This window comes from Micromonospora yasonensis, assembly GCF_026013475.1.
GTDB classification, from domain to species: Bacteria; Actinomycetota; Actinomycetes; order Mycobacteriales; family Micromonosporaceae; genus Micromonospora; species Micromonospora yasonensis.
The window spans coordinates 20,237-35,064 of sequence record NZ_JAPDPH010000030.1; the positions used below are offsets into that span (position 1 = coordinate 20,237).

The 14,828-nt window shown below is 73.9% G+C and carries 14 protein-coding genes; 10 read left to right on the top strand and 4 right to left on the bottom strand.

Annotated features, from left to right (window positions below; all coding sequences use genetic code 11):
* The first annotated feature begins 103 nt into the window (after window positions 1–103).
* Window positions 104–3,373, top strand: coding sequence for a DEAD/DEAH box helicase (locus ONA70_RS09460; RefSeq protein ID WP_265005976.1), 3,270 nt, complete (start codon window positions 104–106; stop codon window positions 3,371–3,373).
* Window positions 3,370–4,329, top strand: a complete 960-nt coding sequence (locus tag ONA70_RS09465; protein WP_265005977.1) for an SWIM zinc finger family protein — start codon at window positions 3,370–3,372, stop codon at window positions 4,327–4,329. The genes ONA70_RS09460 and ONA70_RS09465 overlap by 4 nt, the downstream gene beginning before the upstream one ends.
* Here ONA70_RS09465 and ONA70_RS09470 read toward each other — a convergent pair.
* The 3 genes from ONA70_RS09470 to ONA70_RS09480 all read right to left on the bottom strand — a co-directional run bounded on the left by ONA70_RS09470 (window position 4,324) and on the right by ONA70_RS09480 (window position 5,853).
* Entirely contained in the window at window positions 4,324–4,581 is a 258-nt protein-coding gene (locus ONA70_RS09470) for a DUF3040 domain-containing protein (RefSeq protein WP_265005978.1), read from the bottom strand. The two genes, ONA70_RS09465 and ONA70_RS09470, sit on opposite strands and share 6 nt — an antisense overlap.
* Before the next feature lie 355 nt (window positions 4,582–4,936).
* Entirely contained in the window at window positions 4,937–5,095 is a 159-nt protein-coding gene (locus tag ONA70_RS09475) for a hypothetical protein (RefSeq protein WP_265005979.1), read from the bottom strand.
* Between the two features lie 86 nt (window positions 5,096–5,181).
* The gene (locus ONA70_RS09480) at window positions 5,182–5,853 is read right to left on the bottom strand and encodes a bifunctional DNA primase/polymerase (protein ID WP_265005980.1); all 672 of its coding nucleotides are present in this window, start codon (window positions 5,851–5,853) and stop codon (window positions 5,182–5,184) included.
* A 246-nt stretch (window positions 5,854–6,099) separates the two neighbouring features.
* Between ONA70_RS09480 and ONA70_RS09485 the strand changes: the two genes are divergently transcribed.
* The 7 genes from ONA70_RS09485 to mctP all read left to right on the top strand — a co-directional run bounded on the left by ONA70_RS09485 (window position 6,100) and on the right by mctP (window position 12,961).
* Window positions 6,100–7,326, top strand: a complete 1,227-nt coding sequence (locus tag ONA70_RS09485; RefSeq protein ID WP_265005981.1) for a helix-turn-helix domain-containing protein — start codon at window positions 6,100–6,102, stop codon at window positions 7,324–7,326.
* 16 nt (window positions 7,327–7,342) lie between these two features.
* Entirely contained in the window at window positions 7,343–7,924 is a 582-nt protein-coding gene (locus ONA70_RS09490) for a flavoprotein (protein ID WP_265005982.1), read from the top strand.
* Between the two features lie 102 nt (window positions 7,925–8,026).
* Window positions 8,027–8,893: a Nif3-like dinuclear metal center hexameric protein gene (locus ONA70_RS09495; protein ID WP_265005983.1), complete on the top strand. Its 867-nt coding sequence runs from the start codon at window positions 8,027–8,029 to the stop codon at window positions 8,891–8,893.
* Window positions 8,890–9,627: a zinc ribbon domain-containing protein gene (locus tag ONA70_RS09500; protein ID WP_265005984.1), complete on the top strand. Its 738-nt coding sequence runs from the start codon at window positions 8,890–8,892 to the stop codon at window positions 9,625–9,627. The genes ONA70_RS09495 and ONA70_RS09500 overlap by 4 nt, the downstream gene beginning before the upstream one ends.
* Before the next feature lie 5 nt (window positions 9,628–9,632).
* A complete protein-coding gene (locus tag ONA70_RS09505) occupies window positions 9,633–10,853 on the top strand; it encodes a bifunctional RNase H/acid phosphatase (protein WP_265005985.1) in 1,221 nt (406 codons plus the stop codon).
* A gap of 207 nt (window positions 10,854–11,060) precedes the next feature.
* A complete protein-coding gene (locus tag ONA70_RS09510) occupies window positions 11,061–11,306 on the top strand; it encodes a DUF3311 domain-containing protein (RefSeq protein ID WP_091269096.1) in 246 nt (81 codons plus the stop codon).
* Window positions 11,306–12,961, top strand: coding sequence for a monocarboxylate uptake permease MctP (gene mctP, locus ONA70_RS09515; RefSeq protein ID WP_265005986.1), 1,656 nt, complete (start codon window positions 11,306–11,308; stop codon window positions 12,959–12,961). The genes ONA70_RS09510 and mctP overlap by 1 nt, the downstream gene beginning before the upstream one ends.
* Window positions 12,962–13,043: 82 nt before the next feature.
* Here mctP and ONA70_RS09520 read toward each other — a convergent pair whose 3' ends face one another.
* Complete coding sequence (locus ONA70_RS09520) at window positions 13,044–13,511, bottom strand: MarR family winged helix-turn-helix transcriptional regulator (protein ID WP_265005987.1); 468 nt, start codon at window positions 13,509–13,511, stop codon at window positions 13,044–13,046.
* A gap of 56 nt (window positions 13,512–13,567) precedes the next feature.
* Between ONA70_RS09520 and ONA70_RS09525 the strand changes: the two genes are divergently transcribed.
* Window positions 13,568–14,800, top strand: coding sequence for an MFS transporter (locus ONA70_RS09525; RefSeq protein ID WP_265005988.1), 1,233 nt, complete (start codon window positions 13,568–13,570; stop codon window positions 14,798–14,800).
* The last annotated feature ends 28 nt before the right edge of the window (window positions 14,801–14,828 follow it).

Below are 14,828 nucleotides of genomic sequence, written 5' to 3' on the forward strand. Positions count from 1 at the left end.
TCAGCAATTTCGACCGTTCGGAGGACGGGCCCGCGCGGCGTGGTCGACCGAGACCGTCACCAGCCCTCCGGCTATCCTCGACAGTCGTCACGAGGAGGCACAGGTGCTGGTCATCCACGGATCGTGGCTGGTCGGCGCCGGTCTCGCCGTCTGGGCGGAGGACAGCGCCCGTCCGGCCACCACGCCGCGCCGTCCCGGCCGGGCACCGCGCGAGCGTCCCCACCCGTTCGCCGCCGACCACGCCGCGCTGGCCGCCGCGCTCGGCGAGCACCCGGGCGAGGCGACCACCGTCCTGCTCACCATCCCCACCCGGGCCGGCGCGCCGCTGGACTCACCGGAACTGGTCCGGGTCGCCGTCGCCGACCGGGTCCGCGGCCGGGTCACCCTGGCCGACTGGCGGGCGCCCGCCCTGGTGTACGCCCCGGACGTCGCGCTGCCCCTGCTGCGCGCCCTCGACCAGCTCGCCGGGGTACCAGGGGCCAGCCTGCGGCACCTGTCCGAACTGGCCGGCTTCGCCGCCGACCTGGTCGCCCGGGGACGGCTGCTGCCCGGCGTCGCGGACCTCCCGACGTCGTCGCCCGGCGAGGCGGCCCCGGGCACCGGGCCTGGCGGCCGGGCCGGAGGTGTTTCGGTCACCTCGTCCGGCCGTACCGGCCGGGGTGGGGTGGCCGTCCCGGCCAGGCGCGGCCCCCGGCGGGTCGACGCCACCGACGCGGTGACCGCCCGGGCCGTGTGGCGGCCGCTGCTCACCGGGCCGGACGCCGCCTGGGCGCGCTCGCTCGCCCTCGCCCTGCCCCCGGCGGCCCGCGCCGCGGCCTCGGCCGTGCCCGGCCGGCGTGGCGGCGTGCCGGCCGGCCGGGGCGCGGGGTCGGCTGCCCCGAGTGCCGCGCCGGCCGTCTCCGGCGGGCCGGACGATCCAGCCGGGGCGGGAGGCCCGGGGGACCTGGTCGCCGACGCGCTGGACGCGCTGACCGACGCCGCCGCCCGGGCGGCGCTCGCGGAGACGGCCCTGCACCGGGGGATGCGCCCCGGGTCGGTGCCCCGCTGGCTGGCCGCGCTCACCGGGCCGGAGCCGATCTTCACCGTCCCGCCGGCCGCACTGGACACCCTCCGTACCGAGCTGGACGCCTGGCAGCGGGACGCCGCGGGCGGCGCGGTACGGGCAGCCTTCCGGCTGGTCGAGCCGGCCGTCGACCCGGTGGCCGAGCTGGTCGAGGGCGGCGCCTGGCGGGTCGAGTTCGGCCTGCACCCGGCCGACGAGCCGGGCCTCGTGATCGACGCCGCGGACGTCTGGCAGGGGCCGGCGCGGGCGCTCGCCGACCGGGGCGTCGACCCGCAGGAGACCCTCCTCGCCGAGCTGGGCCGGGCCAGCCGCCTCTGGCCGGAGCTGGACGACGCGCTGCGTACCGCCACGCCGGAGGGGATGGAACTGGACGCGGAGGGGGCGCACCGGTTCCTCCGGGAGGGCGCGCCGGTGCTGCACGCGGCCGGCTTCGGGGTACTGCTGCCGTCCTGGTGGCGGCGTTCGTCCACCCGGCTCGGCGCCCGGCTGCGGGCACGCGGCCGGGCCGCCCCCGGCACGGTCGCCGCCGCCTCCGGCGGCCTCGGGCTGGACGCCCTGGTGGACTACCGCTGGGAGGTCGCGCTCGGCGACCAGCCACTGAGCGCCGAGGAGCTGGCCTCGCTGGCCGAGCTGAAGTCCCCGCTGGTCCGGCTGCGTGGCCGGTGGGTCGAGCTGGACCCGAAACGCCTGGAGGCCGGCCTGCGGCTGCTCCGCTCGGCCGGCGAGCTGAGCGTGGCCGACCTGCTGCGGATGGGCCTGGCCGAGGCCGACCGCCCGGACGAGCTGCCGGTGCTGGAGGTGACCGCGGACGGGGCGCTCGGCGAGCTGCTGGCCGGCGAGGCGGAACGGCGGCTCGCGCCGGCCGACCCGCCGTCCGGGTTCGCCGGCACGCTGCGGCCGTACCAGCGGCGGGGGCTGGCCTGGTTGGCGTTCCTCCAGTCGCTCGGGCTCGGCGGGATCCTCGCCGACGACATGGGGCTGGGCAAGACCGTGCAACTGCTCGCGTTGCTCGCCGGGGACCCGCCGGAGGTCGGGCCGACGTTGCTGGTCTGTCCGATGTCGCTGGTCGGCAACTGGCAGCGCGAGGCGGCCCGGTTCACGCCGGGGCTGCGTGTCCACGTCCACCACGGGGCCGAGCGGGCCCGGGGCGAGGAGTTCGCCGCCGCCGTGCACGCCGCCGACCTGGTCCTGACCACCTACTCGGTGGCCGCCCGGGACGCGTACGACCTGGCCGGGATCGACTGGCACCGGGTGGTGGTGGACGAGGCGCAGGCGATCAAGAACGCGGCCACCCGGCAGGCCGAGGCGGTCCGGTCGCTGCCCGCGCGGCACCGGATCGCGGTCACCGGTACGCCGGTGGAGAACCGCCTCGCCGACCTCTGGTCGATCATGCAGTTCGCCAACCCGGGCCTGCTCGGCCCGGCCGCGACGTTCCGCAAGCGGTTCGCCGAGCCGATCGAGCGGCACGGCGACGTCGAGGTGGCCGGGCGGCTGCGCCGGATCACCGGACCGTTCGTGCTGCGCCGGCTCAAGACCGACGCGTCGATCATCTCCGACCTGCCGGAGAAGCTGGAGATGGAGGTGCTCTGCAACCTCACCGCCGAGCAGGCGGCGCTCTACCGCGCGGTGGTCGACGACATGATGGCCAAGATCGAGTCCAGTGACGGGATGGAACGCCGGGGCCTGGTGCTGGCCACCATGACCCGACTCAAGCAGGTCTGCAACCACCCGGCGCAGCTGCTGCACGACGGCTCGGCGCTGCCCGGCCGGTCCGGCAAGCTGGAACGGCTGGAGGAGATCGTCGACGAGGCGCTCGCGGCGGGGGAGAAGGCCCTGCTCTTCACCCAGTACGCCGAGTTCGGCGGCATGCTGCGCGGCCACCTGTCGGCCCGTACCGGGCGGGAGGTGCTCCTGTTGCACGGCGGCGTCGGCAAGGCCGAGCGGGACGCGATGGTGACCCGGTTCCAGTCCCCGGACGGCCCACCGCTGTTCGTCCTCTCCCTCAAGGCTGGCGGCACCGGGCTGACCCTGACCGCGGCGAACCACGTGGTGCATGTGGACCGGTGGTGGAACCCGGCCGTCGAGGACCAGGCGACCGACCGGGCGTTCCGGATCGGCCAGCGCCGGCGGGTGCAGGTCCGCAAGTTCGTCTGCGCGGGCACCGTCGAGGAGAAGGTGGCCGCGATGATCGCGGACAAGCGCAGCCTGGCGCAGCGGGTGGTGGGCACCGGCGAGCAGTGGGTCACCGAGCTGTCCACCGAGACGCTGCGCGAGCTGTTCGCCCTGGAGTCCGGGGCGGTGGTCGAGTGAGTCCGGAACGGGAGCGGCCCCGGTTCGCGGAGTTCGGCCCGCCCCGGCGGGTTGACGGCGGGCTGAGGGCGCGCAGCACCCGGGGCGCGATCGGGCGGTCCTGGTGGTCCCGCCGGTTTCTGGAGGTGCTCGAGTCGTTCGCGCTCGGCACCCGGCTCACCCGGGGCCGGGCGTACGCGCGCAAGGGCCAGGTGCTCCGGCTCGACGTCGCCCCCGGGCGGGTCACCGCGAACGTGCAGGGCTCGCGGCCGGACCCGTACCCGGTGCGGATCGGCCTGGCGGCGTACCCGGACGAGGTCTGGGACCGGATCGAGGCGGACCTGGCCGGCCAGGCCTTCTTCAGCGCCCGGCTGCTCGCCGGTGACCTGCCTCCGGAGCTGGAGCAGCTGTTCGCCGCGGCGGGCGCACCGCTGTTCCCGGCGGACGTCGACGAGCTGGACCAGCGCTGCGGCTGCCCGGACTTCGCGGTGCCGTGCAAGCATCTGGCGGCCACGTTCTACCTGCTGGCCGAGGCGTTCGACGCCGACCCGTTCCAGCTGCTGCACTGGCGCGGCCGGAGCCGGGCCGAGCTGCTGGGTCGGTTGCGTACGCTGCGGGGCGGCGACGCCACCGCGGGCGGCGCAGCGGTCGACCGGGCGGCGACGCCGGACGGTGCGGGCGGCCCGGCGGGCGGCCGACCCCGGCCCGAGCCCGTCGCCGGTGCGGGGCGGGTGCTCGGCGGCCTGCCGGCCCCGGAGGACGAGGTGGACCGGTTCTGGTTGCCCCCGGTGCCGCTGCCCGACCGGCCACCCACCCTGGCGACCGGACCGGAGCTGCTGCTGCGCCAGCTCGGTCCCCCCGGGCCCGAACTCGGCGGCCCCGGCCTGGTCGAGCGGCTGCGCCGGGCGTACCGGGAGTTCGGTCGGCCCCGGCCGGCGGCGGACCCGGACGGCCCCGCGGCCCCGACCGGGTCATAGCCAGCGCCGTCGGAAACGCCACATGAGCCCGGCATTGGCCACCAGTACCAGGGCGCAGATCGCGCCGGCCAGTCGTCCGGCGAGTACGGTCATCGCCGGCAGCGAGGCCCACAGCACGATCGTCAACAGCATCAGATACCGGCCACGGCGGCCCTTGGCCCGGTGGTCGAGCCGGGCGAAGAACTCCGGGTCGCTCTCCCGCAACTGGCGGGTGATCTGCTCGAACCTGCGCTGATCCTCTTTGCTGAGCATGGCGGTGCCTTCCCCTCATTGCTTCAGCGGTTCGGCGGCTTACCCGCAACGGCGGCGGCTCACGCGCCGCTCCCGCGGCCACTTTCGCTCCGGCGGCGGGGCGCTGCGGATCTTCGCGTCGGAGGACCTCACGACGGGCTTATCCGGGCCTTGGGGTTTCCGGTGCGGCCGAGCGACCGAACGGCACGAACCGCCGCGCGGCAGGCGAAAACGTTTCGCCCCGGCGTTCACCCGCCGGGGCGGCCCTGCTCCTGGTCGACTCCGATTCCGGCACTCTGGGCTGTTCGGCCGCCGGGATGACCCGGCATGCCGCAATCCGCCCCGCCTTCCCTGGCGGCGGGACGCAGCGGGACAGTCAGCGCAGCGGACGGTGGTGGTTGGCCGGGCGGGAGCCGGTCGGGCGGGGCCGGCCGGGTCGGGTGCCCCAGGGGCGGGTGCCACCCCAGCGGCGCGGCCGGCGGTGGTGCCGTGAAGGCTCGGTGCCGCCGGGGTGGCGGTCCGCGTCGTTGGACATGGTCAACCCCCGCTCTGGCGCCTGTGCGCCGTCACCGGGTTCAACGAGCGCGGCGTCGGGGAGGACGCTGTCGCCCCAGCCGTCGGTCAACCGCCGCGCCGGGGCAGCGGGAGTTGGCCGGGGAGCAGGTCGGAGGTGAGCGTGATCCCGGCCGCCCGCAACGCCGCGATCAGCGCGTTCTGCACCAGGTACGAGTCGGGTAGCTGCCAGCGGGCCTGTTCCGGGGCGACCGCCCAGCGGACCGTCCCCTCCGGCAGCCGGGTCGGCGGCGCCGCGATCCACGAGCCGGGGCCGTGCCGGACCACGTGGAAGCAGTGCTCCAGCTCCGGCCGGAGCGGATCGCCCGGACGGACCAGGAACATCCAGCGCCCCGTCGGGGTGACCAGAACCGGGCCGCGGACGCCGAATCCGGCCGGGTGGGTGGTGACCGCGTCCAGCACCCGCCGGCCGAGATGGGCGGCGACCTCCAGGACGTCGAACGCGCGCCCGGTGGGCAGCAGCACGCCGTGCGGCCGGTCCCGCCACCAGGTGGCCACCCGGGCCGGGTCGGCGCTCGCCGCATGCTCCCAGTTCTCCAGGGCGGGGTGGCAGCCGACGGTGGGACAGCCGGCCCGGCCGCACACGAAGCGGCGGTTCGCCAGGCAGGCGCCCGGGGTCACCTCCCAGCCGTGCAGCGCGTAGCGGACGGCGACCCGGCGCAGCCGGACGCGTTCCAGAGGCGACAGGTGAGCCACGCGCGGTCCGACATTCCCCCACATGTGCGCCTCATCCCCTCTTTGTCCTGATTGGACACTCCGATGTAACACGTCGAGCGCCGTCACTGCTTTAGCTCAGAGTCGTTGTGTTGACGAACGGCTGATGCAACTTGCACGGAAACTACGAGGACTGGCCGTACGGCCGACGTACAGAGTGTGCGACCAGGGCAAACCTGAATACCGACGGGCCATCGCGATGGGTCGACCGGGGGACATCAGCCGGCGTGGGGCAGGGGGAGGGGTGGAGCAATGGATGAGTTGCCCATAGGCCGTCGGGTGGCGTATTGGCGCAGCCGGCGCAAGATGTCCCAACAGGTCTTCGCCGATCGGCTCGGCAAGTCCAAGAGCTGGGTGGACAAGGTCGAGCGCGGTGTCCGGCGGCTGGACAAGTTCTCCGTCGTCTACGAGATCGCCGACATCCTCCAGGTCGACGTCCAACTGCTGCTCGGCAAGGACCCGGAACGGCGTACCGACGCCCTCAACTGCATCGACCAGGTCGAGGTCGAGGAGATCCGGGCGGCGCTGGAGCGGTACGACTCGATGAGCGCGTACTTCGACGCGGCGCCCTACCCCCCGCCGCTGGGCGACATGCGCAAGGCGGTCAACCACGCCTGGCTCACCTACCAGTACGGCCGCTACGGCATGCTCACCCGGGCCCTGCCCAAGCTGCTGCGCGACGCCCAGGCCGCCGACGCGGGCCACGGCGGCGACCAGGCCCGGGAGGCGGCCCACCTGCTCGGGCAGGTCTACCAGATCGCCTCCTCGGTGCTCCGCAAGCTCGGCGAGTGCGACCTGGCCTGGCTGGCCGCCGACCGTTCGATGGCGGTCGCCCAGCGGGCCGACGACCCGCTGCTCGCCGGCATCGCCACCACCCGGGTCTGCAACGCCCTCGTCGCCATGGGCCGCCCCCGCCCGGCGCTCGAACTCAACGTCCGGATCGCCAACCGGCTCGCCCCCGGCGGCGGCAACGACGTCACCCCGGAACGCCTCTCCGTCTACGGCATGCTGCTGCTCCAGGGCGCGATGGCCGCCGCCCGGATCGGCGACTCCGCCACCGTCGACGACCTGCTCTCCGGCGCCAACGAGGCGGCCGTCCTGCTCGGCGGTGACCAGAACCACTACTGGACCTGCTTCGGCCCGACCAACCTCCAGCTGCACCGGGCCGCCGCCGCCGTGGAGCTGGGCGACGGCGGCCGGGCGGTGGAGACCCACCACGGCATCGCCGAGCCGGCGTTCAACGCCCTGCTGCCCGAGCGCCGCGCGCACCACCTGCTCGACCTGGCCCGCGGCTACGCCCAGATCGGCGACGTCGCCAACGCCGGCGAGATGCTGCTGCGCGGCGACCGGCTCGCGGCCTCCGAGATCCGCTGCCGGCCGATCGCCCACGAGGTGATGTCCGACGTCCTCCGTCGCACACGGGGTGCGCCGCCGCCGCCGATCGCGGAGTTGGCTGAGCACATGGGAGTCGGAGTATGAGCGTGGGTCCGATCGGATGACCGATCCACACACCGTCAACGGGCGCCGTCCGGTGCTCTACGTCATCGCCTGCGGTTCGCCGCTGGCCCGGAACGTTGGCCGGCTGGTCGACCTCGCCCAGCGGGACGGCTGGGACGTCTGCGTCGTCACCACGCCGGACGGCGCGAAGTTCGTGGACCGGGCCGCGCTGGCCCGGCAGACCGGTCATCCGGTACGCACCCACTACAAAAACCCGGGCGACCTGGACGTCCTGCCCCCGGCGGACGCCATGCTGGTCTGCCCGGCGACGGTCAACACGGTCAACAAGTGGGCGGCCGGCATCACCGACACTCTCGCCCTGGGCCTGCTGGTCGAGGCGCAGGGGCTCGGGGTGCCGATGGTCGCCGTCCCGTACACCAACACCGCGATGGCCGTGCACCCGGCGTTCCGCGCCGGCCTCGCCCGGCTGCGGGAATGGGGCGTGGAGGTGATCTTCGGCGACCAGGTCGTGCCGCTGCACCCGCCGGGCACCGGCGAACTACACCTGGACGCCTTCCCGTGGGCGGTCGGCCTCGCCGCGCTGCGCGGCACGCGACGCCCGGTCGCCCCGGTCGGCTGAGCCGCAAGCAGGGGCCCCTTGTTATCGCATTCTGCTGTACAAGGGGCCCCTGTTAACCGCTTGGGGCGTGGCGGGCGGCGGACGCCGGTAAGCTGGCCGGCCGTGAGCACAACCGGATCCCCGCCCACGGTCGCCGCCGTGGTGGCCGCGCTGGACCGCCGCTACCCGCCCGCCTGGGCCGAGGAGTGGGACCGGGTCGGCCTGGTGCTCGGCGAGCCCACCACCGGAGTACGCCGGATCGCCTGCGTGGTCGACGTGGTGCCGGAAACGGTGGACGAGGCGCTCGCCGCCGGGGCCGACATGATCGTCGCGCACCACCCGCTGCTGCTGCGCGGCGTTTCCTCGGTCGCCGCGACCACGTACAAGGGGCGGATCGTCCACCGGTTGATCAAGGCGGACGTCGCGCTGTACGTGGCGCACACCAACGCCGACGTGGCCGACCCCGGCGTCTCCGACGCGCTCGCCGCCCGGTTCGGGCTGACCGGGCTGCGCCCGCTGCACCGTCCGCGTCCCGGCTCCCCGGCCGACGGCCCGGGGCGGGGCATCGGCCGGATCGGTGAGCTGCCCACCCCGATGACCCTGGCCGAGCTGGCCCGGCACGCCGCCGCGGTGCTCCCCGCCACCGCCTGGGGAGTTCGCGCCGCCGGGGATCCCGGGCGTATGGTTCGTACCCTCGCCGTCAGCGGCGGCTCGGGGGACGGTTTCCTAGCCGAGGCGACCGCCGCCGGGGTGGACGCGTTCCTCACCGCCGACCTGCGCCACCACCCCGCCGGTGAGCACCTCGCCGCCGGTGGCCCGGCCCTGCTGGACGCCGCCCACTGGGCGACCGAGCGCCCCTGGCTGGACGACCTGGCCGCCCAGCTGCGGGCCGAGCTGGGCGTCGAGACCGTGGTGTCCGACCTGGACACCGACCCGTGGACCGTGCACGCCGCCGCGCCCCGACCGGACGACAAGGAGCCCCGACCGTGAAGGCTGACCCGAAGGTGCAGCGCCGCCTGCTCGACCTGCAGGCGATCGACACCGCCCTCGCCCAGCTCGCCCACCGGCGCCGCACGCTGCCTGAGCTGGCCGAGCTGGAGGCCCTCGCGCGGGAGCTGTCCGCGCTGGAGGACGAGCGGGTCCGCGCCCAGGTGGCCGTCGACGACCTGGACCGGGACATCGCCCGGCTGGAGAAGGACATCGACCAGGTCCGCGCCCGCAAGAGCAAGGACGAGGCCCGGCTGGCCTCGGGCAGCGGCCCGGCCCGCGAGCTGGAGGCGATCCAGCACGAGCTGGTCTCGCTGAACCGCCGGCAGGGCGACCTGGAGGACGCCGAGCTGGAGCTGATGGAACAGCGGGAGACCGCGCAGGGCGTGCTCGACGGCGTGGAGCGGCGGCTCGCCGAGGCCCGGGACCGGCGGTCCGCCGCCGAGCAGCGCCGCGCGGAGCGCCTGGCCGAGATCGCCAAGGAGGAGGAGTTCAAGCGCGGCGCCCGCCAGCCGCTCGCCGGCGACCTCCCGGCCGACCTGGTCGCCCTCTACGACCGGATCCGGGAGGACACCGGGCTCGGCGCGGCGCTGCTCACCGGCGCCCGCTGCGGCGGCTGCCGGCTGGAACTCTCCGGCGCCGACCTGGCCCGGATCCGCAAGGCCGCCCCCGACGACGTGGTCCGCTGTGAGGAATGCCGGCGGATCATGGTGCGGACCAGCGAGTCGGGGCTGTAACCGTCGTGGCGGTGCGCGCGGTCGTGGTGGAGGCCGACGGCGGGTCCCGGGGCAACCCGGGGCCGGCCGGCTACGGCGCGGTGGTCCGGGACCGGGAGACCGGCGAGGTGCTGGCCGAGCGCTCCGAGGCGATCGGCACCAGCACCAACAACGTCGCGGAATACCGGGGCCTAATCGCCGGGCTGGAGGCCGCCGCCGAGCTAGGCGCGGTCGAGGTCGAGGCGCGGATGGACTCCAAGCTGGTGGTCGAGCAGATGTGCGGCCGCTGGCAGATCAAGCACCCGGGGCTGCGTCCGCTCGCCGCGCAGGCGGCCGGCCTGGTCGGCCGGTTCGACAGCGTACGGTTCAGCTGGGTGCCCCGGGAGCGCAACAAGCACGCGGACGCCCTGGCCAACGCCGCGATGGACGCCGCCGCCGGCCTGGCCCCGACCCGGCCGGCCGTGGAGTCGCCGCGGATCGTGGAGCCGCCGCGCGAGGTCGCCGCCCCCGACTCGGCCGCCCGCGCCGCGGCCCGGGAGGTGGCCGCCCGGGCCGCCACCGGCCGGGCCACCGGCACCGACCCGGCCACCACGCCCGCCTCCTGGGAGCCGCGCCCCACCGAGGAGGCCACCCGGCTGATCCTGGTCCGGCACGGCGAGACCGAGCGGACCGTACAGAAGCGCTACTCCGGTCGCGGCGACGTTCCGCTCACCGACCGGGGTCGGGCCCAGGCCCGGACCACCGCCGCCCGGGTGGCCGCGCTGGCGCCGTCCGTCGCCGCCGTGGTCAGCTCCCCGCTGTCCCGGTGCACGGCGACCGCCGAGGTGATCGCCGCACTGGTCGGCAACCCGCCGGTACGCCCCGACGACGACCTGATCGAGTGCGACTTCGGGGTCTGGGAGGGGCGCACCTTCGCCGAGGTACGCGAGGGCTGGGCCGGCGAGCTGGACGCCTGGCTCGCCTCCACCCGGGTCGCCCCGCCGCAGGGCGAGTCGTTCGTCGCGGTCGCCGAGCGGGTGAGCCGGGCGGTCGAGCGGCTGCGTACGGCGTACCCGGGGGAGACGGTCGTGGTGGTCTCCCACGTCTCGCCGATCAAGCTGGCGCTGCGCGACGCCCTGGCGGCCGGCGACGCCTTCCTGCACCGGCTCTACCTGGACACCGCCGGCATCTCGGTGCTGGACCTCTACCCCGACGGCGGGGTCGCGGTCCGCTCGGTCAACGACACCGCCCACCTGACCGACCGCTGAGTTCTCCGGCAGCTCCAGCTCGGCACGTCGGGCGCCGCGCCGCGACCTGGAGCCGCCGCCCGCCACCCGGCCGCCCGCGGTCGCCGTTCGGCGCACGCGGGCGTCCGCTCGGCGCATCGGGGTCGTCCGACTGAACGTGACCGGGCTCACTGGGTCGTAGCCTCCGGCCGTCACATGGCGAGTTACGACTTCCCGGAGGTGTGTCACATGGCTGCACCAGAACCGGAGGCGCCGACGACGGCGCGATCCAGGGCGAAGGACCACAGCCCCTGGAACTGGTTGCTCTTCATACCGATCGTGGTGCCGCTGATCCCGGCCTTCTTCAACGCCGACTCACCCCGGCTGTTCGGATTCCCGCGTTTCTACTGGCTGCAACTGGCCTGGATCATCCTCGGCGTCGCCACCACCACGCTGGTCTACCAGATGACCAAGAAGCGGGGAGGTGACCGCTGATGTGGCGCGATCACCTGACCGAAATCATCATCTTCACCTTCCTCTTCCTGCTGGTCAGCGCGATGGGGTTCGTGGCCGCCCGGTGGCGGGCGCCGCGCGACATGGCGCACCTGGACGAGTGGGGGCTGGGCGGCCGCAGCTTCGGCGGCTGGATCACCTGGTTCCTGGTCGGCGGTGACCTCTACACCGCGTACACCTTCGTGGCGGTGCCGGCGCTGATCTTCGGGGCCGGCGCGGCCGGCTTCTTCGCCGTGCCGTACACGATCGTCATCTACCCGATGGTGTTCCTGGTGCTCTGCCGGCTCTGGTCGGTCTCGCACCGGCACGGGTTCGTCACCCCGGCGGACTTCGTCCGCAACCGGTTCGACTCGCCGATCCTCGCGCTGCTGATCGCGATCACCGGCATCGTGGCGACGATGCCGTACATCGCGTTGCAGTTGGTCGGCATCGAGGCGGTGCTCAAGACGATGGGCGTGACGGGGGACAGCGCGCTCGCCCGGCACCTGCCGATCATCATCGCGTTCGCCATCCTGGCCGCGTACACGTACCAGTCCGGACTGCGCGCGCCGGCGCTGATCGCGTTCGTGAAGGACTCGCTGATCTACATCGTGATCCTGGTCGCGGTCTTCTACCTGCCCTACAAGCTCGGCGGCTGGGGGAGCATCTTCGACGCGGCGGACGCGAAGTTCAAGGCGACTCCGGCGCCGGGTGACGGGATCCTGCTCAACGCCAACAACCAGCTCCAGTACGTCACCCTGGCGTTCGGCTCGGCGCTGGCGCTCTTCCTCTACCCGCACAGCATCACCGGCGTGCTGGCCAGCCGGAACCGGGGCGTGATCAAGCGGAACATGTCCGCGCTGCCGGCGTACAGCCTGCTGCTCGGGCTGATCGCGCTGCTCGGCTACATGGCCATCGCGGCGGGCGTGAAGCCGCTGCCCGGCGCCAAGGCCGGCAGTGTCGACGGCAACACGGTGGTGCCGCTGCTGTTCGACAAGCAGTTCCCGGACTGGTTCGCGGGCGTCGCGTACGCGGCCATCGGCATCGGGGCGCTGGTGCCGGCGGCGATCATGTCGATCGCGGCGGCAAACCTGTTCACCCGCAACATCTACAAGGAGTACCTGAAGCGGGACGCCACCCCGGCGCAGGAGGCGAACGTCTCGAAGATCGCCTCGCTGGTGGTCAAGGTCGGCGCGGTGGCCTGCATCGTCTTCCTCGACCCGCAGTTCTCCATCGACCTGCAGCTCATCGGTGGCGTGATCATCCTGCAGACGCTGCCGGCGGTGGCGCTGGGCCTCTACACCCGCTGGTTCCACCGGGGGGCGCTGATCGCCGGCTGGGTGGCCGGCATGGGCCTGGGCATGTGGATGCTCTACCAGGTAGCCAACCCGACGACCGGCAAGAAGCACTTCGCCGGTTCGGCGTTCCCGCTGGAGAAGTTCGGCTTCGACACCCCGAAGACGATCTACGTCGGGATCGTCGCGGTGCTGGTCAACCTGGCCGTCGCCGCGCTGCTGACCCTGGTGCTGCGGGCCGCGAAGGTGGCCGACGGGGTGGACGGCACCACCCCGGACGACTACTTCGCCGACGAGGGCGACCCCCGCGTCACCCCCGGCGCCACCCGCGACGCGGATTCCGCCCCGGAGCCGGTCGCCTGAGGTGTAAGGAGGGCCCCCTGTTAACGCCTCGCGTTGTACAGGGGGCCCCTGTTAACACTTGGGGCACCCGCAACCGGCGCCATCAGCGGCGCCGGTTGCGAGCGTCCAGGGCCTCGTTGAGGCGGTGCAGCATGTCCGCGAGGGTGTCCCGGTCGTCGCTGGTCCAGCCGGCGAGGATGTCGCCGTAGAGCCGGGTGCGGGCCGCCCGCACGGCCGCCATCCGCTGCAGGCCGGCGGGGGTGGGCGAGATCACGGTGCCGCGCCCGTCGGCCGGGTCGGGGGTACGGGCGATCAGGCCGTCCCGCTGCAGCGCGGAGACCTGCCGGGTGACCGTGGAGCCGTCGAGGTTCAGCCGGGCGGCCAGGGCGGAGACGTTCTGCGGGCCGGCCTGGTCCAGGTGCCGCAGGATCACGTACGCGGCCCGGTCCAGCACCCGGTGCTCGGCGGTGCCGGTGGCCCGACGGGTCGCCTCGCCCAGCCGCATGAGCAGCGCGACCTCGGTCTCGATCCGGCCGAGTGTGACCTCTTCCGTGTTGTCGTCGTCCCTCATAGCTGTATGATACAGGTGATTTACCTGTACGATACAGCTATCTGGGAGGTTGCGGAGTGGATCGGCGTTCCGAGCCCAACCGCAGTGCCATCTACGCCACCACGCTGGTGGCCTTCCTCGCCATCGCCGGCATCGCCGTGGTGGACCCGATCCTGCCGGCCATCGGCGAGGCGATCGGGGTCACCGCCTGGCAGGTCGAGCTGCTCTTCACCGCGTACATCGCGGTGATGGCGGTCGGCATGATCCCGGCGACCCTGGCCAGCGGGAAGTTCGGCTTCAAACCGGTGCTGATCACCGGCGTCTCGGTGGTCGGCCTGGCCGCGATCCTCGCCTCGTTCAGCAACGACATCGTGCAGCTCTCCGTGCTGCGCGGCGTGTGGGGCCTGGGCAACGCGATGTTCTTCGCCACCGCCATGGTGGTGCTGGTCAACCTCGCCAACGACCGGGAATGGGTGGTCGGCCTCTTCGAGACCGCGCTCGGCCTCGGTTTCGCCGTGGGCCCGCTGCTCGGCGGCCTGCTCGGCGAGGTGAGCTGGCGACTGCCCTTCTTCGTCTGCGGCGTCTTCATGGTGCTGGCGCTGGCCGTCGCCTCCCGCAAGCTCCGCGAGCCGGCCAACAAGCAGGCCCCGGTACGCGTCGGCCAGATCTTCTCCACCTACCGCAAGCCGGCGTTCATCACCCTCTGCGTGGTCACCGCCGCCTACAACTTCGTCTTCTTCGTGGTGCTCGGCTACACGCCGCTGTACCTGCACCTCGACGTCATCCCGTTGGGTCTGGCGTTCACCGGCTGGGGCCTCGGCCTGGCCGCCGGCATCCTGCTGATCGGCCACCGGCTGGCGCACCGGATCGGCGCGGTGCAGACCGTCGGCGTCGCCGTCGTCGGCCTGCTGGGCTGCATGGTCCTCTTCGCCACCTCCACCGGCACCGCGATGTCGCTGGTGGTGCTGGTGCTCGCCGGTCTGTGCATGGGCCTGGCCAACGCCAACCTCACCGACCTGGCGCTCGGCCTCGGCTCCAGCGACCGCCGCGTCGCCACCGGCGCGTTCAACCTGGTCCGCTGGGGTGCCGCCGCGCCGGCCCCGATCATCTCCGGCAAGCTCGCCGAGCACGGCCTGGCCCTGCCGTTCTGGGTCGGCTTCGGGGTGCTCGCCGTCGGCGTGCTGGTCTACCTCGCCTTCGGGCACGTGATGGCCGCCGGCTACGGCGAGCGGGTGCTCTGGTCCCGGTGGAACTCGGCCGCCCGGCGCAACGAGCACGCCCCCGAGGAACCGGTCGGCGAGGCCTACTGACCTTTCCCTCCTGGTGGATGGACCGCCC